This is a genomic window from Kitasatospora sp. NPDC059648 (assembly GCF_042734825.1).
Classification (GTDB): Bacteria; Actinomycetota; Actinomycetes; order Streptomycetales; family Streptomycetaceae; genus Kitasatospora.
Genome location: NZ_JBHWDU010000065.1, coordinates 1 through 19,702, shown reverse-complemented (window position 1 = coordinate 19,702; position 19,702 = coordinate 1). Strand labels below are relative to the sequence as shown.

15 protein-coding genes and 4 pseudogenes are annotated in these 19,702 nt (G+C 71.4%); 9 read left to right on the top strand and 10 right to left on the bottom strand.

Annotated elements, in window-relative coordinates:
* Positions 1-159: 159 nt before the first annotated feature.
* Positions 160-339, bottom strand: a pseudogene (locus ACFV1W_RS29450) (transposase); the annotation flags it as partial.
* 64 nt (positions 340-403) lie between these two features.
* Positions 404-910, bottom strand: coding sequence for a transposase (locus ACFV1W_RS29445; protein WP_380420288.1), 507 nt, complete (start codon positions 908-910; stop codon positions 404-406).
* A gap of 388 nt (positions 911-1,298) precedes the next feature.
* Between ACFV1W_RS29445 and ACFV1W_RS29440 the strand changes: the two are divergent.
* Positions 1,299-1,499, top strand: a pseudogene (locus ACFV1W_RS29440) (disulfide bond formation protein DsbA); the annotation flags it as partial.
* Positions 1,500-1,513: 14 nt separating this feature from the next.
* Here ACFV1W_RS29440 and ACFV1W_RS29435 read toward each other — a convergent pair.
* Positions 1,514-2,875, bottom strand: coding sequence for an endonuclease domain-containing protein (locus ACFV1W_RS29435; RefSeq protein WP_380420287.1), 1,362 nt, complete (start codon positions 2,873-2,875; stop codon positions 1,514-1,516).
* A gap of 578 nt (positions 2,876-3,453) precedes the next feature.
* Between ACFV1W_RS29435 and ACFV1W_RS29430 the strand changes: the two are divergent.
* Positions 3,454-3,781: pseudogene (locus tag ACFV1W_RS29430) on the top strand (IS110 family transposase); the annotation flags it as partial.
* 212 nt (positions 3,782-3,993) lie between these two features.
* On the opposite strand, the gene ACFV1W_RS29425 reads toward ACFV1W_RS29430, so the two are convergent.
* Both ACFV1W_RS29425 and ACFV1W_RS29420 read right to left on the bottom strand, forming a co-directional pair.
* Entirely contained in the window at positions 3,994-4,539 is a 546-nt protein-coding gene (locus ACFV1W_RS29425; RefSeq protein WP_380420286.1) for an FtsX-like permease family protein, read from the bottom strand.
* A gap of 8 nt (positions 4,540-4,547) precedes the next feature.
* Positions 4,548-5,294, bottom strand: coding sequence for an ABC transporter ATP-binding protein (locus ACFV1W_RS29420; protein ID WP_380420285.1), 747 nt, complete (start codon positions 5,292-5,294; stop codon positions 4,548-4,550).
* A gap of 144 nt (positions 5,295-5,438) precedes the next feature.
* Here ACFV1W_RS29420 and ACFV1W_RS29415 point away from each other — a divergent pair, with 144 nt between their 5' ends.
* Both ACFV1W_RS29415 and ACFV1W_RS29410 read left to right on the top strand, forming a co-directional pair.
* The gene (locus ACFV1W_RS29415) at positions 5,439-6,716 is read left to right on the top strand and encodes a sensor histidine kinase (protein ID WP_380420284.1); all 1,278 of its coding nucleotides are present in this window, start codon (positions 5,439-5,441) and stop codon (positions 6,714-6,716) included.
* The gene (locus ACFV1W_RS29410; protein ID WP_380420283.1) at positions 6,704-7,372 is read left to right on the top strand and encodes a LuxR C-terminal-related transcriptional regulator; all 669 of its coding nucleotides are present in this window, start codon (positions 6,704-6,706) and stop codon (positions 7,370-7,372) included. Before ACFV1W_RS29415 ends, ACFV1W_RS29410 begins: the two co-directional genes overlap by 13 nt.
* Here ACFV1W_RS29410 and ACFV1W_RS29405 read toward each other — a convergent pair whose 3' ends face one another.
* From ACFV1W_RS29405 to ACFV1W_RS29395, 3 genes are read right to left on the bottom strand one after another with little or no spacing between them, the layout of a single operon-like run.
* On the bottom strand, positions 7,373-8,533 hold the full coding sequence (locus ACFV1W_RS29405) for a glycosyltransferase family 4 protein (protein WP_380420282.1): 1,161 nt from the start codon (positions 8,531-8,533) through the stop codon (positions 7,373-7,375).
* A gap of 32 nt (positions 8,534-8,565) precedes the next feature.
* Positions 8,566-9,399: an FkbM family methyltransferase gene (locus ACFV1W_RS29400; RefSeq protein ID WP_380420281.1), complete on the bottom strand. Its 834-nt coding sequence runs from the start codon at positions 9,397-9,399 to the stop codon at positions 8,566-8,568.
* A complete protein-coding gene (locus ACFV1W_RS29395; protein ID WP_380420280.1) occupies positions 9,396-10,685 on the bottom strand; it encodes a hypothetical protein in 1,290 nt (429 codons plus the stop codon). Before ACFV1W_RS29395 ends, ACFV1W_RS29400 begins: the two co-directional genes overlap by 4 nt.
* Before the next feature lie 1,048 nt (positions 10,686-11,733).
* On the opposite strand from ACFV1W_RS29395, the pseudogene ACFV1W_RS29390 reads away from it, so the two are divergent.
* Positions 11,734-11,814 (top strand): annotated as a pseudogene (locus tag ACFV1W_RS29390) (GntR family transcriptional regulator); the annotation flags it as partial.
* A 345-nt stretch (positions 11,815-12,159) separates the two neighbouring features.
* Here the strand turns inward: ACFV1W_RS29390 and ACFV1W_RS29385 are convergent.
* Both ACFV1W_RS29385 and ACFV1W_RS29380 read right to left on the bottom strand, forming a co-directional pair.
* Positions 12,160-13,461 (bottom strand): tyrosine-type recombinase/integrase, encoded by a 1,302-nt coding sequence (locus tag ACFV1W_RS29385; protein ID WP_380420279.1) that lies wholly within the window; start codon positions 13,459-13,461, stop codon positions 12,160-12,162.
* Positions 13,462-13,626: 165 nt separating this feature from the next.
* On the bottom strand, positions 13,627-14,166 hold the full coding sequence (locus ACFV1W_RS29380; protein WP_380420278.1) for a Chromate resistance protein ChrB: 540 nt from the start codon (positions 14,164-14,166) through the stop codon (positions 13,627-13,629).
* 243 nt (positions 14,167-14,409) lie between these two features.
* On the opposite strand from ACFV1W_RS29380, the gene ACFV1W_RS29375 reads away from it, so the two are divergent.
* From ACFV1W_RS29375 to ACFV1W_RS29360, 4 genes are all read left to right on the top strand, one after another.
* A complete protein-coding gene (locus tag ACFV1W_RS29375) occupies positions 14,410-15,645 on the top strand; it encodes an MFS transporter (protein WP_380420277.1) in 1,236 nt (411 codons plus the stop codon).
* Positions 15,646-15,749: 104 nt separating this feature from the next.
* The gene (locus ACFV1W_RS29370) at positions 15,750-16,112 is read left to right on the top strand and encodes a BlaI/MecI/CopY family transcriptional regulator (RefSeq protein ID WP_380420276.1); all 363 of its coding nucleotides are present in this window, start codon (positions 15,750-15,752) and stop codon (positions 16,110-16,112) included.
* A gap of 23 nt (positions 16,113-16,135) precedes the next feature.
* A complete protein-coding gene (locus ACFV1W_RS29365) occupies positions 16,136-17,035 on the top strand; it encodes a M56 family metallopeptidase (RefSeq protein WP_380420275.1) in 900 nt (299 codons plus the stop codon).
* Positions 17,036-17,200: 165 nt separating this feature from the next.
* A complete protein-coding gene (locus ACFV1W_RS29360) occupies positions 17,201-19,579 on the top strand; it encodes a hypothetical protein (RefSeq protein ID WP_380420274.1) in 2,379 nt (792 codons plus the stop codon).
* Positions 19,580-19,702: the final 123 nt, after the last annotated feature.

Genomic DNA, 19,702 nt, shown 5'->3' with positions numbered 1-19,702 from the left:
TGCTGAAGGCAGGCACGCCGTCTCTCTGCTTGATCCAATTTGAGTCTCGACACCTCAAGGATCACAGAGGACGGCGTGTTTCACGTCCAGCCGCAGATCGGCCCACCCACACATACGGCAGGAGAGCCCGAAAAAAGCCGAGGTGAAGTCAACCCGCAACAGGGGCCCCAGCCTATCGGCTGGCGTGTCCAAGTCGAGGGTCTTCCGGGGGCGTGTGTTCAGCTCCAACGCGATCTTGTCGAGGTCGTCCTGGGTCAGGTGTTCCATGCTCGTGCCCTTGGGCATGTACTGACGCAGCAGGCGGTTCGTGTTCTCGTTCGTACCGCGCTGCCATGGGCTTCCATCGAGCGGATCGAGTCGCCCCGAGCAAGACCGCACGAGATCGACTCCCCTTCGGGAAGCGTCAGTTGGCCCGATCTCCGCTGCCGGACCGGTGGCACGTATCCGCCGTTGGACTTAATGATCGTGAAGATCGAGCCTGGTGGCCTGCCCAGTGCCCGCGAGATCTCGCTGATCGACTCTCCGGCCTTCCAGCGGTCCCACAACTCTCGCTTCTGTGTGTCCGACATGCTCGGACGCCCCAACCTCGCCGTGCGTCACATCCTCCGTCACCTGGGATGTTGCACTGACGGGTTGACTGCACCGAGCCAGCCTTGAGGATCTCGCACGAACGCCGCAGCTCGGCGTTCTCCTTCCGCAGAGCGGCCAGCTCCTCCTTTTCGGCGGTGGTCAGCCGGTCGTCGCGCTCGCCCCGGTCGGCCTCGTCCTGGCGGATCCAGTTGCGCAGGGCCTCGTGGTGCACCCCAAGATCGCGGGCTATCTGCCGGATCACGGGCTTCGGGTCGGCGGAGCGATACATCTCCACCGCACGCCGTCGCAACTCGGGCGGGTACTTCAGCTGAGCAGCCATCACAAAGGCTCCCTTCTCATGACCCATCAGGCCATCTCCGGCAACCTTCCGCACGTCGGGGGAACCTCAGGTCAGCGGCGGACGGATTGGTGCTGGTCATCAGGAGTGGAACTCCTACTCGGGCCCTCTCAGGCTAACCCGACAAAGCGGACGTCTCACCCAAGGCTGACAGAGAGGGCTCACCGCGCTCTCACCAGGGAACCCGAAGGTGGTATGACCTGCGGCGATCTCTTGTCGTGGCGACAAGTGCATTCTGTCTTCGGCGGTCGTCAGCCAGTACGACCCAGCCTTCCCCACGGACCGCGCCGTGCCCGATCCTGCCCGCGCCCCCGGTGCCGTTCGCACCTTGCTTGCCGTGCGGTACCACCGGCGAATCCCGTCACCGGCCCTGAACACGCACGCGAACGAGAACACCCTCAAGGTCGACTTTTACTTCGACCCTGTCTGCCCCTTCGCCTGGATCACCTCCCGGTGGATCCTGGAGGTCGAGAAGCGGCGCGAGCTGGACCTCACCTTCCGGGTGATGAGCCTGTCCGTCCTCAACGAGGGCCGAACCGACCTGCCGGAGCGCTACCAGCGCCTGAAGAGCATGGCGCTCTTGGCTCAGAACAGCTTCAGGCCCTCGCTGCTGGTGTCGGAGATGACGGGCCGGAACTGTTGGGCGGGGATGCCGTCCAGGCGGCTGGGTCCGGCCGCGGCAGCCACGACTGGGGCGGTGATGGCCAGCCAGGTACGGAACCGTTCGGTGGCTTCGCGGTAGGGGACTTGCGCCAGGACGCGGTGTTCGCCGGAGGGGCAGAAGTCGACGGAGACGGTGATCAGGCAGGAGCCGGGCGTGTTCTGGCTGCCCGTCCAGGACGCGCGCAGCGCACCGCAGGGTTTGCGCCCGCGAGAGCTGCCAGGGGCGCGGTGGGTCGGTCGCAGCGACTGGCCGGCCGTGTGGGCGGTCCATGCGGCCAGGTGTGGCAGCGGCAGTGTGGTGCGGGCGCGGCAGCCGGGGCAGCGGTGCCAGTGGCGGAGCCAGGTGTCGGCGTGGGTGTGGAAGAGGCGGGTGTAGCGTTCGCCGACGCGTACGTCGTTGCTGTACAGGTGGTCGGGTCGTTCCTGGGTGTTGCAGGACTGGCAGACGGGGGCGCGGACGTAGCCGTGTTCGTGGCAGTGGTCGAGCGCGGCGGCTGGTGCTGTCCGGCAGACGGCGCATCCCCACTCGGCCACCTTGCGGGAGAAGCCGTGCTTCCTACTGAGCGTCGAATACAGGTGACCTTCCAGCTCGTCGTTGTACGGGCACAGCTCGGTGGTGCGGCAGTCGGGGCAGATTGTCTGCGGGCCGTCGGCAGTGTGGACGCGCCACTGGCCGGGCCGGTCGGTGACGGCCGCGCATTCCCGGCAGGTCCGTGCGGCTCGGAGCCACTGGGTTTCGGTGTGCTCGGCCGCGTCCAGCAACCTGACCACGGCCCGTGGCAGCCACCATGTTCGCGCTGTCCGGTCGCGGGTGTGCTCCACGAAGGTCTGGCGCCAGTCGATCCCGCCCAGGTGGTGCAGCTGGCCGCTGTCGTGCCTCGGTGCGTGCCCGTGGTTGCCGGGATCTTGTGCGAGGGTTTGTTCCCGGGCGATGCGCTGACGCCACCGCAGTGTGGGCGGGTCGTTGTGCCCCAGGTTCAGGGGGCCGCGGAAAGGACCGACGCGGACCAGGTCCTCCCGGTTCACCTCGACCGCGTTCAGCTCCGTCGCCGCCCGCCGTACGTCGGTCTCGTCAACGCTCCACCGGCCGCCCGGTTCTCTCACCGTCGCCACCGCGCGTCCGCCGAGCAGTACGTACCCGGCCCCGGGATCAGCAGGAGAGCGGCTGAACGCCCCGGAAGCCGTCGGCACAGCACTGCCAGCCGTCAAATCGACCCACAAGGCGTCCGCGGCGGCCAGGGCGAGAAGGCCGCCCGGGCGGCGCGGGATGGCGCGGTGCGGCATACCCGGCAGGTTATCCGAAGTCCGTGGGGAGCGGCTGCCGGGCTGCGCCGAGCTTGCGGAACCCGGGGCAGGAGCCGGATGAGCGCGGCCAGCAGGCCACGGTCCGGCCGACCGGGCTTCGGAGCGGCGACCTCTCGGCGCAGCCCCGCGACCTCATCGCTCAGGACGAGTACCTGGCGTTCTTGGCAGCGGCACAGACGCGCAGAGCAGAGCGAGCCGCGCGAAGACCCGGGCGGCGAGGCAGTCTTCTCCTTCGGGAGGAAGCGGCCTTCGGCGTGCTCAGGGGCGTACCTCTCACATTCGTCTCACGGTTTTCCACGGTCCTGCGCCGACGTCTGATGCTGCTCGGCATTGTGCACCGGTGAATATATCTGCATATTCGTCCCATGTTTCATCTGTCTGCTGCTCAAATGGGATTGATGGTTGTCGACGGTGATCGCGATTCTGGCTAAAACGCTTGTACTTGACGCTTCATTCCGCCGATCACATGCGCGCCGACAGGCTCATCGGCTGCCCAAGTCTTGGATTCGGACGATGCGATGTGGCTATCGGTGCCTTCGTCGACGGTGTGGCACGATCTGCTTCGACAGCAAGGCTTCCCGGCCGGGCCGCGCAAGGCCGACCGACGAAGAATCGTGACCCTGATACGGCCCGAGGCCCCCGCATGGCTGAACGCCTGGTCGACGAGATCTTCGCCGCGCTCGACGAACAGACCGTCGTCATCCCCAATGTCACCCCCTGGATGTGGTCGTGCTCTCCCTGGCCCGCTCGCTCGCCGCCGTCCACGGACAGCGGTGAGTCGTGGGAGCCTAGATCGGCGAACTGCTGGAGGCACACCCTCTGTTTCGGGTTCTCGCCTCCATGCCGGGAGTTGGGGTCAGGATCGCCGACACCCTTCTGGTCACCGCCCGGGTCGCGGTTTGCCGATGGTCAGTGAGCTCACCGTGCGCCGGGTGTTCGCCGCTGTGCGGGCGGGCGCCCACGGGCCCCGCTGATCCGTCCGGGCGACTCCCTCGCCGCTGCGGCCGCTGCGGGCGCCTGACCGATTTTGGCGCAGCAGAATTCACCGAATACTTTCCGGAGCGTGACTGAATTCCTGCGGTCCCGCATTTCCGTGTTCAGGCTCTTCCGGCAGTGTTCGGGTAAACCGCTGTGGTGAGGCGGGCCACTTCCAGCACCACCGGCGACAGGCCGGTCCCGTTCAGCGCCCGGACGGTGGCCGGCGTCGCCACAGCCGCGAGCACGCAGCCGAGCGCCGCGGCGGGCACCGCCACCACGAAGGACTCGCCCAGCACCATCCGGCGCACCTGAGGCCCGCCCGCGCCGACCAGCCGCAGCAGCCCCATGTCCCGCCGTCGCAGGGCGATCCCGAAGGCACAGGTGCCCGCGACCACGAACACCGTCACGAAGCCCGACACCACGCCGCCCATGGCCAGCACGCTCTGCACCCCGCCCAGGTCGGCCTGGCCGGTGGTGACCGTGTGCGAGCCGCCGGCCTGGTCGGTGGGCGTCACCGAGGCCATACCGGAGGCGGCCACCGGTGGCACCGCCCAGGTGGCCGCCAGCGCCGAGGCGGAGACCCCGACCAAGGCGACGCCCAAAGCCAGCGCCACGAACGTCCCCACGAACAACGCCCAGTAGTGGCGCACCGATTGCACCGACACCCGCCACATCACTGCTCCCAGACGCTCAGTTGGTGAGCCACCGCCTCGGCCGTGGGGTGATCCAGCCGGCCGACGATCCGCCCGTCGGACAGGAACACCACCCGGTCGGCACAGGCCGCCGCCGCCGGGTCGTGGGTCACCATGGCGATCGTGCGGCCCTCGTGGTCCACGGCGTCCCGGAGTAGCTGCATCACCTGACGGCCGTTGCGCCGATCGAGGGATCCGGTCGGCTCGTCGGCGAAGATGATCTCCGGTTCGGCCGCCAGCGTCCGCGCGATCGCCACCCGCCGCTGCTGACCGCCGGACAGCTGGGCCGGCCGACGGTCGGCCTGGTCCGCCAGGCCCACCATCCGCAGCGCCTCGATCACGCCGGCCCGCCGGACCTTGCGACCCTGGAGCCGCAGCGGCAGCGCCACGTTCTCGAAAGCCGTGAGCATCGGCAGCAGGTTGAACTGCTGGAACACGAAGCCGATCCGGCTGCGCCGCGCCTCGGTCAGCTGCCGCTCGTCGCAGGCCGCCAGGTCGGTCTCGCCGAGCAGCACCTTGCCGCTCTCCGGCCGGTCCAGCCCGGCCGCGCAGTTGAGCAGCGTGGTCTTGCCGGAACCGGACGGCCCCATCACCGCGGTCAGGGCCCGCTGCGGGAAGCCCAGGCTGACCTCGCGCAGCACCAGGACCGGCCCGGTGGCGCCCGGATAGCTCTTGGTGACGCCGACCAGGTTGACCGCGGGCAGCTGGATGTCGGTGAGCAGTGACATGCCCCCAGTCCACCAGAGTGCGGGCGCGGACGCAGTGGGCCTGCGAGGAGTCCGGGTGGGTGGGTTTTCCCTACCGTCCCCGGTGCGCGGCGGCCCGATAGAGTCGGGCGCGAGGGTTCGTGCGCGAGCGGGGAGGGCAGCGGCATGACGGTTGCCGTGTGGGCGGCGATGCGCCGGCGGCCGCTGGGCTTCCTGTGGTCGTGGTGGCCGCTGCGCGTCTGGGCGTTCCTGCTGACCGGCACCGTCCAGGGCGCCGCCTCGCTGGTGGTGCTGGCCGCGCTGCTGTTCGTCGGGGTCGGGCTGTCCGTGGTCGGGATCGGGTTGGTGGTGCTGACCGGGGTGGCCGTGCTCGGGGTGCCGCTCGCCGTGCTGGAGCGGCGCAGGCTGCTCCTGGTCGAGCCCGTCCCGCTGCCCGACCCGCACGGATCGCTGCCCGGCGCGGGCGCCACGGCCTGGCTGCGGACCCGGCTGAAGGAGCGGGCGACCTGGCGCGAGCTGGCGTACCTGCTGATCCAGGCCGTGCTGTTCACCGCCAGCGGCATCGGCTTCGTCGCGCTGCTCGGCATCTCGCTGATCCTGCTGGCGACGCCGCTGATCGTGTGGGCGATCAGTCCGGACACCGTGATGCTGATGCCCGGCCGCCCGATCTCGGACCCGGTCGCGGCCCTGCCCGGCAGTGTGGCCGGACTGGTCGGGCTGGTGCTCTCCGCCTACGCCGGGGGCCTGCTGGCCGGGGCCCAGGTGCGGACGGCACAATTCCTGCTGGCGATGCGGGACGAGGACCTCGGCAGCCGGGTCGTCGAACTCACCCGCTCCCGCGCCCGGTTGGTGGACGCCTTCGAGGCCGAGCGGCGCCGGATCGAGCGCGACCTGCACGACGGCGCCCAGCAGCAGCTGGTCGCCCTGAGTATGACCCTCGGGCTGGCCGAGCTGGAGCTGCGCGGGCAGAATCCGGCCGCGGCCGAACTGGTCACCCGGGCCCGCGGCGAGGCCAAGCAGGCCCTGGACCAGCTGCGCACCCTCGTGCGCGGCATCCATCCCCAGGTGCTGACCGATCACGGGCTGCCCGCGGCGGTCGCCGAGCTGGCACTGCGCAACCCGATCCCGGTCACCGTCGACATCGACCTGCCGGACCGGCTTCCCGCCGCGGTGGAGACGGCCGCCTACTTCACCATCACCGAGGCACTGACCAACGCCTCCAAGCACAGCGGCGCGGACGAGGTCGCCGTCGCCGCCTCCGTCAAGGGCGAGAAGCTCGTGCTGCTCGTCACCGACAACGGCCACGGCGGGGCCGATCCCGCCGCCGGCGCCGGCCTGCAGGGGCTGGCCGACCGGGTGGCCATCCTGAGAGGACGACTCATCGTGACCAGTCCGGTCGGAGGGCCGACCCAACTGCGTGTGGAGGTCCCGTGCTCCGTGTAGTGCTCGCCGAGGACGCCGTACTGCTGCGGGCCGGCCTGGTGGAGCTACTGGGGCGGGTCGGCCACCGGGTGGTCGCCGCGGTCGGCGACGCCGAGGAGCTGGCGGCGGCGGTCGACGCTGAACGGCCCGACATCGTCATCACCGACGTGCGGATGCCGCCCGGCTTCCGGGACGAGGGACTGAAGGCCGCGGTGGAACTGCGCTTCCGGCACCGGGGGTTGCCGGTCCTGGTGCTCTCCCAGTACGTGGCGACGGCGTACGCGACCCAGTTGTTCAGCAACGAGGCCTCCACCGACGGCGGCCTCGGGTACCTGCTGAAGGACCGGGTCGGGGAGGTCACCGACTTCCTCGACGCGCTGGAACGGGTGGCGGGCGGGCAGACCGTCCTCGACCCGGAGGTGGTGCGGGTGCTGCTCCAGCAGCGGACCGCCGACGAGCCGTTGAAGCGCCTGACCCCGCGCGAGCGGGAGGTGCTGGGGCTGATGGCGGAGGGGCTCAACAACCAGTCGATCGCCCAGCGGCTGACCGTCACCGAGGCCTCGGTGGTCAAGCACTCCAGCAACATCTTCATGAAGCTGAACCTCGACCCGGTCGAGGGCAACCGGCGGGTCCTGGCCGTCCTGGCCTACCTGCGCGGCGGGGGCGCGCCGTCGTAGTCAGTCCACCGGCGGGACGGTGACGGAGCGCAGCTCCACCCCAGGGGTGAGAAGCCGGGTGAGCTGTTCCGCCGAGGCGTCCCAGGACCACTGCTCGGACACCCACTGCCGGCCGCGCCGCCCGAACTCCCCGGCCCGGTCGGTGTCCAGCAGAGCCGTCGCGACGGCGTCGGCCACAGCCGGCACGTCCCGGCCGTCCACCACGCTGCCGGTCCGGCCGTCCAGCACGGTGTCCGGTGCGCCGCCCGAGTCGCCGACGACTACGGGCAGGCCGCTCGCCGCGGCCTCCAGGAAGACGATGCCCAGCCCCTCTGCCTCCAGGCCGGCCTTCCTGGTCCGGCACGGCATGGCGAAGACGTCCGCCGCCGCGTAGTACCAGGCCGTCGACCCGTGGTCCTGGCCGTCGGCGAACACCACGGCTCCCGGGGCGAGTTGACTTGCCATCCGGCGAAGCCGAGGTTCGTCGGGGCCGTGCCCGACGATCATCAGGACGGCGTCCGGGACCTGTCGGCGGATCAGCGGCAGCGCCCGGATCAGGGCGTCCTGGCCCTTTCGGGGGACCAGCCGGGACACGCACAGGATCACCTTGGCCTCGCCGAGTCCGTACTGCTCGCGGATCACCCGGCGGTGCTCCGGCGACGGCCGGAACGCCCCGGCGTCCACGCCCGGGACAAGCCGCACCATCCGGGCCCGCGAACCCAGCGCCGGGGCGATCCGGCGGCGGGTGTACTCGCCGAGGTAGGTGACGACGTCGACGTGGTCGCCTACCCGGCGCAGCAGCCGGCGCGCGAGTGGGGCGCGGGCCCACCAGATCTCGTGGCCGTGGGTGGTGGCGACGATCCGCTCGATCCCGCCCCGGCGCAGCGCGGGCGCCATCGCGGCCAGCGGTGCGGCGGCCCCGAACCAGACCCGGTCGCTGTCGTGGGCGCGGGCGATTTCGAGCGCCCGGCGGGTGACCCGGGCGGTGGGCAGCAGCGTCCGGCTGGGGTCCCGGACCACCGGGAAGGGAAGGGCGGCGTCGTACGCGGCGTCACCCGGCTCACTGGAGGTGTAGACGACCACGTCGTTGTCCGGGACGCGCACGGCCATTGCGTGTACGAAGGTCTCGATGCCGCCCTGCCGGGGCGGGAAGTCGTTGGTGACGATCAGCGTGGTGCCCATGGGAGTCGGTGCCTCGCATCCAGGTGGGGTGGTCAGACGGTGAACAGGTAGTTGCGGCAGTCGTCGCTGACCTGCGAGACCCGGGCCCACCGGCCGCGCCACCAGCGGTGCGGCCGGTAGCCGTACTGCTCCAGGTGCCGCGGCACGTCCGCCGCGCGCGACCCGTACTTGCGCAGGTGCCGGTCCTCGATCTCCAGCAGCAGCGTCGGCCGGTGGCGCAGCAGGGTGGCGGCACCGCCCCGGAGCACAGCCAGTTCGGCGCCCTCGACATCGGCTTTGATGAAGGAGTCCCGGGTGAGGGGCAGCCGCTCCGCCAACTGGTCGAGGGTGACGACCCGGGTGGGCACCCGCACGGACGCGGCGAACTCGGCGTTGGGCCCGGGGCCGTCTGCGCCCTCGGTGAGGTACGTCCGGCCGTGTACTGGGAGCCCGCGGCGCTTGGGCAGGCTGAGCGTGCCTGGGCCCGCCTCCGCACCGAGGGCGAACCGGTGCACGGTGACGTTGCGGGTGCCCAGCAGCCGGGAGGCGGTGCGCAGCCAGCGGGACGGGCCGGGCAGCGGCTCCACGCTGTGGACGTGGCCGGCCGGGCCGACCAGCGAGGACAGCACCCAGGTGTAGAGGCCGTACTCGGCGCCGACGTCCAGGCAGATGGCGCCGGGGGCGACGACCTGGCGCAGACCGGCGACCTCGTCCTCGACGAAGGGCAGCCGGGTTCCGCCCCAGCGCAGGGCGGTGGCTACGGTGGCGGTGCGGGCCCCGGTCGAACGGCTCCGGGCCCCGGTCGTACGGGTAAGGGCCGCGGCGGCGGGGTGCCGTCGGTCGGTGGTGTCGAGCGGTGCCGTGGCGTCCACCGGGTGGAGGCTCATCGGACACCTCCTTCCTGGGAGGACTGGGAGGTGCGGGGGGTGGGTTCGGTCGCGTGCCCGGGCAGCGGGAGCGGGTGCGGGGCCGCCGGGCAGGACTTAGGCATGACGCGGGCCCAGATCGCCAGCACGGCGGGCAGGGCGAGGTAGCCGAACCGGCTGGCCGGAGCCAGCAGGAAGGCTGCTCCCAGGCCGAGGGCCAGCCGGTCGGCGGCGGCGACCAGGTCGCGGGGCGGCCGGCGCACCAGCGAGACGGCGACGGTCAGGCCGCCGAGCAGCAGGAGCGCGACCGCCGTGCCCCAGCCGGCTGTACCGAGGTCGGCGAGCAGCTTGCCCGGCAGCGGGCTGGCGGCCTCGGTCCGCAGCCCGCCGCGGCCGAGCGGGAAGGCCAGCACCTGGTTGACCATGGGCCCGGGGGCGAGCAGCGCGGCGGGCAGCACCAGGACGGCGGTGCCGAGCAGTGCCAGGGCGGAGCAGCGGGCCGCGGCCCGCCGACCGGCCGTGGCGGCGAGCAGGGCGACGGCGACGGCGACCGCAGGCCAGGAGGTCCACTTCATCGCGCACGCGGCGGCCAGGACCAGCCCGGTGGCGGTCGGCCGTCCGGCTGCGGCCAGGGCGAGCGCCAGGCAGAGCAGTCCGGTCAGCGGGAGGTCGACGCCGCTGACCGCGAGCGGCAGCGCCACGACCGGCGAGGCGACCAGGGCGGCGAGCGCCGTCCCCGGGGGCACCGCGTTCCAGCGTCGGCCGCCGGCGGGCGCGGCGGCGCGAAGCAGCCGGTGGGCGGTCCACAGGCCGGCCAGGAGCACGGCCGCGCACCAGACCCGGGGGTCGCCGGCCACCCGCGCCAACGGTCCCTGGGTGCCGAGCACCGCCCGGGGCAGCCCGAGCAGCGCCATCCCCGGCAGATAGGGCGTCACCTCGTCCACCGTGCGGGGATCGTCGAGGTACGGGGACACCTCGTGCAGCAGCAACGAGCCGGAGCGCTCGATCACCCCGACCTCGCTCTGGGCCGCCCCGGTGTGCACCAGCAGGAGCAGTGGCAGGACGGCCGCACCGGCGAGCGCGAGTGCGGCCGATACGACCCGGGCGTCCCGCCGCGACGGCAGCAGGACGGCGACCGCCGCGCCGAGGTAGCCGACCGCGGCGACGGTACCCCAGGTCCGGTGCGGTCCGAGGGAGGAGACGAGGGGGAACGTGGCGGCCCAGGTGGCGGCTACGAGCCATCCGGCACACCAGAGCCACCTCTGCCCGACCACTCCCGTAGCCCGGGGGGCCTGGTGAGTGAGCACGCCTCCATTGCAGCTTCCGCAGGGATGTGACGTCATGACAGCCAGGTCGAGAACCGGTGGTCGGGTTTTCCCTACCATTCCTGCACCGAGCGGCAGTTGCGCGCGCGGCGGGATCGTGCCCGAACCGGCGCGCAGCGACCGCGTAGGGTGGCGGGCATGGAGATCGGCCGCACCCGCCAGGTGACCTCATGCCCTCGACGGCTGTTCCGGGCCGGCCTGCTCCCGGGTCAGGTGATCGTGTCCTGGTCGAAAACCTCATCCGGCCTGATCGGGAAGCATGTTGGTGGTCGTGGAGCAGCCCGCCGAGTCGCTCGGTGCGGCGTGTGCCGAGACGAGCGATTTGCTCGGGGCTGTCGATCGGGTTCGGGGCTGTCGATCGGCTGAGGAAGGGCGCGGAGCGGGCGGGCGTTCGCGACGCCTTGGTGCGGCCTGTGCTCGACTCCTTGGGCCTGCACCCGAGCGCCGCCGCGGACTTCCTCGACGCCCACGTAGCGGTCGCTGGTCGCTGTCACCACGCTGCCGCCGAAAGCGGTCGCCGCGCGGCCTGTTGCGCTGCGGAGCTGCCGACTTTCCACGCTCATCAGGTAGTCGGCTTCGACGTGTCTCGTCACACGGGCAGGCCCTGTCTGCTGCGCGAACGCGTTCGCCGTCACGATCTCCAGGAGCGGTGCCTGGGATACCTGGTAGAACCGCTGGACCGCCGAGGACGGCGGCACTCGACGGCTACTCGACCGGATACGGCGGGCGAAGGCACGGCGTCCCGGACCGATGGCGTTCTCCGCTCGGCCGCTCCGGCGGCTGCACGGCCGACGCGGCGGTCACGGCAGTCACGGTGTGGCCCGTCACCAGTTCAGTACGCCGATCCGCCGCACGGCCTCGGTAGGGTGCGCTTCGCTGGTGCAGACGGTCAGCCGGACGAATCCCTCGCCACCCGGACCGAAACCGGTCGCCGGAATACCGAGGACGCGGGCGTCCTCCAGCAGCCGCTTGGCGAAGCCCTCGCTGCTCAGTCCCGACGGGTTGCGTACCAGGCAGTAGAAGGTGGCCCGGATACGCGGCGCTGCGCCGGACCCCGGAGGACCTGGACCACCTTGCCCACCTGCTCGACCGGATAGAGCGGGAGACCGACATCATGCGACTGTGAAGCAAGTCACTCTCGAAGCCTCGGCCGTCAGGTGCCTCTCACGCGCCTCTCACCGACTGGGCGTCATGAGGTGTTATTGGGCGTCATGCGTGGTGGACGAGGTAGGCCCCGACCTGCGGGTTCTGGACTGAACGGACAGCCAGTCATGCCCTTTCCTGGGGGTCAAGGGGTGGCAGGTTCAAATCCTGTCGTCCCGACCGGCGTTTTCGCAGGTCGGAGGCCTTTTCCGCAGTGATGCGGAAGCGGCCTTGACGCGTTTTCCGGGCCTTGTGAGTGCATTGTGATATCGCCGATTGCGGGTGAATTCCCGTCGCCCTCAACGGGCGGGGCTCAGCTCGCCTTCTGCGCTGGGTAGTTGATCGTGGTGATCTGTCCGGGGCTGTGGGCCGGGTGAGTTCGGTGTGTTCTCCGGCTCTGGAGCTGGACAGGGGCAGGGCTCTGGTCGGCTGTGGTGAGGGCGTGGTCGATGGTGTCGACGGCGTCACGGGCGGCCTGGGTGGTCAGATGGCCGTAGATGTTCGCGGTGATGGACAGGGTGGCGTGCCGCAGGGTCTTGGAGACGACGGTGAGGGGCACCCCGGCGGTGATCGAGATGGTCGCCGCGAGGTGGCGTAGGTCGTGGATGGTGGTGCGGGGGACGACGAACTCACGGCAGAGGTAGTGGAAGTGGTTGAGAACGTATTCGGGGTGGAGAGGGCGTCCGTCGGGGCGGTGGAAGACGAAGCCGCCGCGGATCGATCGGGCGGGTGAGGGGCTCTTTGCCTCGGCCCGGTGACGCAGGGCGACGGCGACACGCGGGGAGATGGCGACCCAGCCCTTGCTGCTGCGGGTCTTGGGCGTGGTGAGGATCAGGTGGTTGTTGTCGACGGCGGAGAGCGTGTAGCGGACGTAGAGGACACGCTCGGGCAGGTGCACGTCGTTCCAGTGCAGGGCGAGAGCTTCGCCTTTGCGGATGCCGGTGCCGATGAGGACCTCGATGAGGTCGGCGAAGGCTGGATCGGCGGCGCGGCAACAGTGCAGGAAGTGGATGGCGTCCTGGACGGTCCAGATCTGACGTTCGGCTGCGGCGGGCCGCGGGATGACGGTCGGGCGTGCCGGGTTGTAGGGGAGCCGGTGGTGTCGGACGGCGTCGCCGAGGGCGCTGGAGAGCGTGGCGAGGCAGCGGTGGACGGTCACTTTGCCGCGTCCGGCGTCGAGTTGGGTGTGGACGAAGGCGGCGATGTGCGAGTAGCCGAGATCGTCGAGCCTGACCTGACCGAAGGCGGGGATCAGGTCGTTGGTGACGTAATCGCGGTAGCGGACGTAGGTGGTGGGCTTGAGGGTGAGCTTCTTGTCCTTGAGCCAGGAGGTGAGGTAGTCGGCGATGGTCTGGTTGGGGTCGGCGTTGAAGCCGCCGGCCTGCCCTTCGATCATCCGGCGCAGGGCGGTTCGGGCGGTCTCGGCACTGGGGTAGCCGCCGCGGCGGGCGATGTTGCGGTGCCGACTGGGGGAGGGGAGGTCGAGAGAGAAGGTCCAGGTGCCGTGATCGGGCTCGGTGGCGAGCTTGGGGCAGCTGGCCCCGAACTGCTTGCCGTTGTGGTCGCGGCAGCCGCACCGGCGGAAGACGTGCCCGGTGTGGGCTGCGGAGCGCATGGTGATCGCCCCCAAAGGAGGTTCGTGTGAAATTGCCACGCTCATGCTCCCGCGCTGCGGATCGACGGTCGAGCAACGCCGCACTCACCCCGCTCTCACCGGGGCACCAAAACCTGCTCTGACCTGGGAGATCCATTGTCGTGGCGACAAGTGCGTTCTGTGGGATCAGGTTCCGTCGGTGTCGGCGGCGTAGACGGCGTCTGCGAAGCCGTCGAGTGCCTTCGCGCACTCGGCGAGCGCCTGGACGGTGGCCTCGCGCCCGGATGCGCGGAGGCGGTCGCGGGCGGCGACCTTGTCGAACCAGCCGCGCAGCTTGGTCAGGTCCTCGTCGTTCTCCTCCAGCTCGCCGTACGTGAAGTGCTCCTCGGCCGTCTCCCGCTCGATCTCGGCGAGGAAGTCGCGGCAGCGCGCGACGATCTCGGTGTACTCCTCGTCCCGGGCCGTGTTGTAGGCCGCCACCAGGTCCGCCCCGCCGGCCAGGGCGTCGGCGCGCAGCAGCTGGGCGGTGCCGCCCAGCTGGCCGATCTCGGCGCGCAGCGCGCGCAGGGCGCGTTCGGCCGTCGGGTCCTCGGGCAGGGCGGCCACCGAGTTCTGGACGTAGATCGCGCCGAGGGCTTTCAGCCGGCGCCAGACGGTGGCGCGCAGCCGGCTTGGTTCGCTGGGGACGCGGTAGGCCAGGAGCAGCCAGGTCACGGTTTCACTCACCCGCTCAGTCTCTCCTGCCGTGCGGCGCCGCCGGCGCGAGGGGCATCGCGGCGGGTACCCCGTCAATGGGATTCGACGGCGTTGCTCAGAAAATCTAACGACTGTTACATTCAGCGGCGAACGGCAAAAGCCGGCCTGCTCCAGCGGGGAGCGCCGTGAGCCGGTCAGGAACTGGTGAATCATGCGGGTGATCAGCGACATCGTGCTCGGCAGCGGCGAGCCCCTCGCCGTGGAGGTCGCCGCGTGAACGCAACCACCAGCCACCCGGCATCCGGCCGGACCGGTGCCCCACGGATGCGGCCGTGGCGCTTCGTGACGGCGTTCGGCACGGTCAGCCTGCTGATGGACTTCGTCTACGAGGGCGCCCGTTCGGTCACCGGGCCGCTGCTGGCCTCGCTGGGTGCCTCCGCCCTGGTGGTCGGCGTCGTCACCGGTGTCGGTGAGGCGGCCGCCCTCGTCCTGCGCCTGGGCTCCGGGCCGCTGGCCGACCGCACCCGCCGCTTCTGGGCCTGGACGATCGCCGGCTACGCCCTGACCGTGGTCACCGTCCCCTTCCTCGGTCTGGCCGGCACCCTGGGGGTGGCAAGCGCGCTGGTGATCGCCGAACGCGTCGGCAAGGCCGTGCGCTCGCCGGCGAAGGACACCCTGCTCTCCCATGCGACCGCCGCCACCGGGCGCGGCCGGGGCTTCGCCGTGCACGAGGCGATGGACCAGATCGGCGCACTGATCGGCCCGCTCACCGTCGCCGGCGTCCTCGCGGTCACCGGCGGCGACTACGCCCCCGCCCTCGGCGTGCTGGCCGCGCCCGGCGTCGCCGCCCTGGCCCTGCTCGTCTGGCTGCGCCTTCGCGTCCCGGACCCGGCCGCGTACGAGAGCCCGGACACACCCGAGCCGGCCGCAGCATCCGGTGCCCGGTCCGGGGTGGCGGGCGCCCAGCCCTTGCCGCGCGCCTTCTGGCTGTACGCCGGTTTCAGCGCCGCCACCCTGGCCGGCTTCGCCACGTTCGGCGTGCTCTCCTACCACGTGGTCGAACGCCATCTGCTGTCCCCCGCCGCCGTGCCGGTGCTGTACGCCGCGGCCATGGCCGCCGACGCGGTCGCCGCCCTGGCCACCGGCTGGGCCTACGACCGGTACGGCGCCCGGACCCTGACGGTGTTGCCGCTGCTGGCCGCCGCCGTCCCGGTGCTGGCCTTCACCGACACGCTCGCCGCGGTCGTGGCCGGCGCGTTGCTGTGGGGCGCCGCGATGGGCGTCCAGGAATCGACCCTGCGCGCCACCGTTGCCGACCTCGTCCCGCCCGGGCGCCGGGCCACCGCCTACGGCCTGTTCGCCGCCGTGGTGGGAGGCGCGACCCTGGTCGGCGGCGTACTCGCCGGAGCCCTCTACGCGTACTCGATCCCCGTGCTGATCACCGTCTCCGTCGCGATCCAGGCCGCAGCCCTCCTCCTGCTCGCGCTCACGCGTCCGGGCCGCGGCTGACCCGTCACGCTGGACGGTGTGGCCGCATGACGACCGCCGTGGACGGGCAGAGTCCCGTCGGCGGCGGTGGAGGCTGGTCGTGCCGCGTGGGACGGAGGGGGAGCGTGGGCAGCGAGCGACGGGATCACGGCGCGCTGGAGGCCGAGGTGATGGGCGTCCTGTGGGCCGGGGAGCATCCGATGACGGCCGCACAGGTCCATGAGGCGCTCGGCGATCCGGGGCTGGTGTACAAGACGGTGCTCACCGTGCTGGGCCGACTGTACGGCAAGGGTCTGCTCGACCGGGAGCGATCCGGCCGGGCGCACGCCTACGAGCCGCGTCGGGGGCCGGCGGACGAGGTCGCCTCCCGGATGAACCAGGCGCTGGCCCGTGGCGTCGACCGCATGGCGGTCCTTCAGCACTTCGTCGCCGGGCTCGATCCGGAGGACGAACGGGCACTGCGAGACCTGCTCGACACCGGCGAGTAGGACTGCGATGCGGGGAGCCGCCCGTGTACTTCACCGTTCACCTGCTGCTGCTCGCTCCTGTCGCGTTGGCGGTGGTGGGGTCGGCGGTCTCCCGCCACCTCGCTCCGGCGGCTGAGGTCCGGGTGCTCACCTGTCTCGCCGCGACGGCCGGGGCGGCCACTCTGTGGGGGCTGTCCGTCCTGGCCTTCGCGGGGCTGATGAACGTCCCGCAGGTGCGGTCGCGCCTGGACGGAGATCCGCGGGTGCTGGCGGCGGCCGATCCGGTTCCGGGGGGCCTCGGCATGCTGGCCGCGGTCGTGCTCGGCGTCGTCGCGGTGCGCCTGTCGTTCGCGTGGCGGCGGCATGCGACCGCGAGGCGGGCCCTGGGGGTGGTGCGCGGGGCTCCGGCTGCGGGCGACCTGATCGTGGTGACCGACGACCGCGCGGATGCCTATGCCCTGCCCGGCAGGCCGGGGCGGATCGTGGTGACCACCGGGATGCTGCGCACGCTGTCCGCCGAGGAGCGCGCCGTCCTGCTCGCCCATGAACGAGCACATCTGACGCATCGACACCATCGGTACGCCGCCGTGGCGCAGATCGCCGTCGCGATCAATCCCCTGCTCGCCCGGCTCCGGGACGAGATCGCGTTCTGCATCGAGCGCTGGGCGGACGAGGTCGCCGCAGAGCGGGTCGGCTCACGTCGGCTCGCCATGCGTTCGCTTGCCCGGGCGGCCCTCGCCACCGCCGACCTGCCCGCGCCGCCCCCGGCCCTGACCTACCTGCGCCACCAGGTCACTGCGCGGGTGGCCGCGCTGAACGGGGAGCGTCCGGCGAGCCGCTGGTGCCGGGCGTGGCCGGCCGCCGGGGCGGTGCTCGTGACCTTCGTGGCCTTGGCGGATGTCGGCGTGGCGCTCGTCCGTTGCGTCAACGCCCTTGTGCCATAAGGCGGGTAACCGGCGAGTTGCCGCCGCGTGAGTTTTGGTCGCACATCTTGTGCGATGTCATGTCCGCCTTCACACTTCCGAGTTGCGAACACGCGCGCACTTCTGCGTGAACGTCCTTCACCCCCTCACCTGTCGGGCGATTCCCGGCTGTCGAAAGGATGTTCAGTGTCACGCTCGCTCCTGCGAACCGCGCGAAGAGGACGGACCGCCGCGCTGGCGGCCCTCTTCGCCGCGCTGCCCGGCCTCTGGCTAGGGACTTCCCCCGCGCAGGCGGCCCCGGCGGCCCCGCCCGCCGGGCAGTCCGCCGACTCCGGTGCCGCCGTCCACCACGACACCTCCGCTCCGCTGCGGGACCTGGCGGCGGTCGCCACCATCGCGCCCGGCCCGAAGCACAAGGGCAAGGACCACGAGGAGCGGCTGCCGCACCCGCCGGCCTCGCACGTCCCCGACCCGGTGGTGCAGCGCACGCCCGGCGGGCCGTCCGTCCCGTCCACCGGCGCGAGCTTCGACGGGATCGGATCGGCGAACTACTCCGTGACGGGTGTGCCGCCGGACCCGAACGCCGCCGTCGGCTCCACCCAGATCGTGGAGACGGTGAACACCGCCTACGCCGTGTACTCCAAGACGGGCGCCACGATCCTCGCCCCGACCAACACCAGCACCCTGTGGTCCGGCTTCGGCGGCTACTGCCAGTCCACCAACGACGGTGACGCGGTGGTGCGTTGGGACACGCTGGCGAGCCGCTGGGTGGTCACCCAGTTCGCGAACGTCTCGTCCTCCGCCGGCCCGTACTTCGAGTGCATGGCCGTCTCCACGAGCGCGGACGCGACCGGGACGTACAACCGGTACGCGTACCAGTTCGCCAACTTCCCGGACTATCCGAAGCTCTCGGTGTGGCCGGACGGCTACTACGTCACCTACAACATGTTCACCCCGGCGGGCTCCTTCCTGAACGCCCAGGCCTGCGCGATGGACCGCGCGAGCATGCTGACCGGCGCCGCCGCCACCCAGCAGTGCTACACCACCTCGTCCTCCTACGGCGGGCTGCTCGCCTCCGACCTGGACGGTGCGACGGCGCCGCCGGCCGGTGAGCCCGCGACGCTGGTGGGCTTGGGAACCACGGCGACCTCGCTGGCGTACTGGAAATTCCACGTCGACTGGGCGACCCCGGCTAACTCCACTTTCACCGGGCCGACTTCGCTCACCGTCGCCGCCTACACCACCGCCTGCGGCACCTCTGGCACCTGTATCCCGCAGGGCGGCACCACCCAGCAGCTGGACTCGCTCTCCGACCGGGTGATGTTCCGCCTGGCGTACCGCAACTACGGCGACCACGAGTCGATGGTCGTCAACCACTCGGTCACCGCCGGGAGTTCAGTGGGCTCCCGGTGGTACGAGCTGCGCATGTCGGGCGGCAACCCGACCGTCTACCAGCAGGGCACCTACGCGCCGGACTCCACCTACCGCTGGATGGGCTCGATCGCCCAGGACAAGGCCGGCAACACCGCCCTCGGCTACTCCCAGTCCTCCTCCAGCACCCACCCGTCCATCCGCTACACCGGGCGGCTCGCGGGCGACGCGCCGGGCACCATGACGCAGGGCGAGGTCACGGCCATCACCGGGGCCGGCTCGCAGACCTCCTACTCGCGCTGGGGCGACTACACCTCGATGGCCGTCGACCCCGTCGACGACTGCACCTTCTGGTACACCGACGAGTACGAGCCGACGACCGGCAGCTTCAACTGGGCGACCCGCATCTCCTCCTTCACCCTGCCCGGCTGCGGCACCGCGGCGAACGACTTCTCGATGTCGCTCAACCCGGCCTCGGGCAGCGTTGCCGCGGGCTCCTCAGCCACCAGCACGGTCTCCACCGGGACCACCTCGGGCAGCGCCCAGACCGTCAACCTGAGTGCCTCGGGCCTGCCGGCCGGGGCGAGCGCGAGCTTCAACCCGGCCTCCGTCACCTCCGGCGGCTCGGCCACGATGACCGTCACCACCTCCTCCTCCACCCCGTCCGGGACGTACAACATCACCGTCACCGGCACCGGCACCTCCGTCACCCACAGCGCCGCGTACGCCCTCACGGTCACCGGCGGCCCGACCGGCGGCGTCACCAACGGCGGGTTCGAGACCGGCAGCCTGTCCGGCTGGACGGCAAGCGGCGCGGCCGCCGGCGTGACCACCAGCGGCCCGCACAGCGGCAGTTACGCCGCCCTGCTCGGCTCGACCTCGCCGACCAACGGTGACTCGTCCGTCACGCAGACCTTCACCGCGCCGTCCGGCACCAGCACGCTGTCCTTCTGGTACAACGTGACCTGCCCGGACACCGTCACCTACGACTGGGCGACGGCCACCCTGAAGGACAACACCACCGGGACGACCACCACGGTGCTCGCCAAGACGTGCGTTTCGTCTTCGGGTTGGGTGCAGAAGACCGCCGCCGTCACTGCCGGACACTCCTACACCCTCACCCTCGTCAACCACGACGATAACTGGACCGGTGACGCCACCTCCACCAAGTACGACGACGTCACGCTCTCCTGACCGGCCACCTCCCCAGGTGCGGGCCGCCCGGGCGCCGCCCGCGGGCCCCACCCCCTCACCCCCGCGGTCCGCCCCCCCCCCGCCCCGCCCCCCCCGCCCGGCCCCGCCCCCCCCCCCCCCCCC

Coding starts and splice junctions, on each gene's coding strand:
- ACFV1W_RS29445 (WP_380420288.1), bottom strand. CDS start 910: ATGGCTGCTCAGCTGAAGTACCCGCCCGAGTTGCGACGGCGTGCGGTG.
- ACFV1W_RS29435 (WP_380420287.1), bottom strand. CDS start 2,875: ATGCCGCACCGCGCCATCCCGCGCCGCCCGGGCGGCCTTCTCGCCCTG.
- ACFV1W_RS29420 (WP_380420285.1), bottom strand. CDS start 5,294: ATGTCACTGCTCACCGACATCCAGCTGCCCGCGGTCAACCTGGTCGGC.
- ACFV1W_RS29415 (WP_380420284.1), top strand. CDS start 5,439: ATGACGGTTGCCGTGTGGGCGGCGATGCGCCGGCGGCCGCTGGGCTTC.
- ACFV1W_RS29405 (WP_380420282.1), bottom strand. CDS start 8,533: ATGGGCACCACGCTGATCGTCACCAACGACTTCCCGCCCCGGCAGGGC.
- ACFV1W_RS29400 (WP_380420281.1), bottom strand. CDS start 9,399: ATGAGCCTCCACCCGGTGGACGCCACGGCACCGCTCGACACCACCGAC.
- ACFV1W_RS29385 (WP_380420279.1), bottom strand. CDS start 13,461: ATGCGCTCCGCAGCCCACACCGGGCACGTCTTCCGCCGGTGCGGCTGC.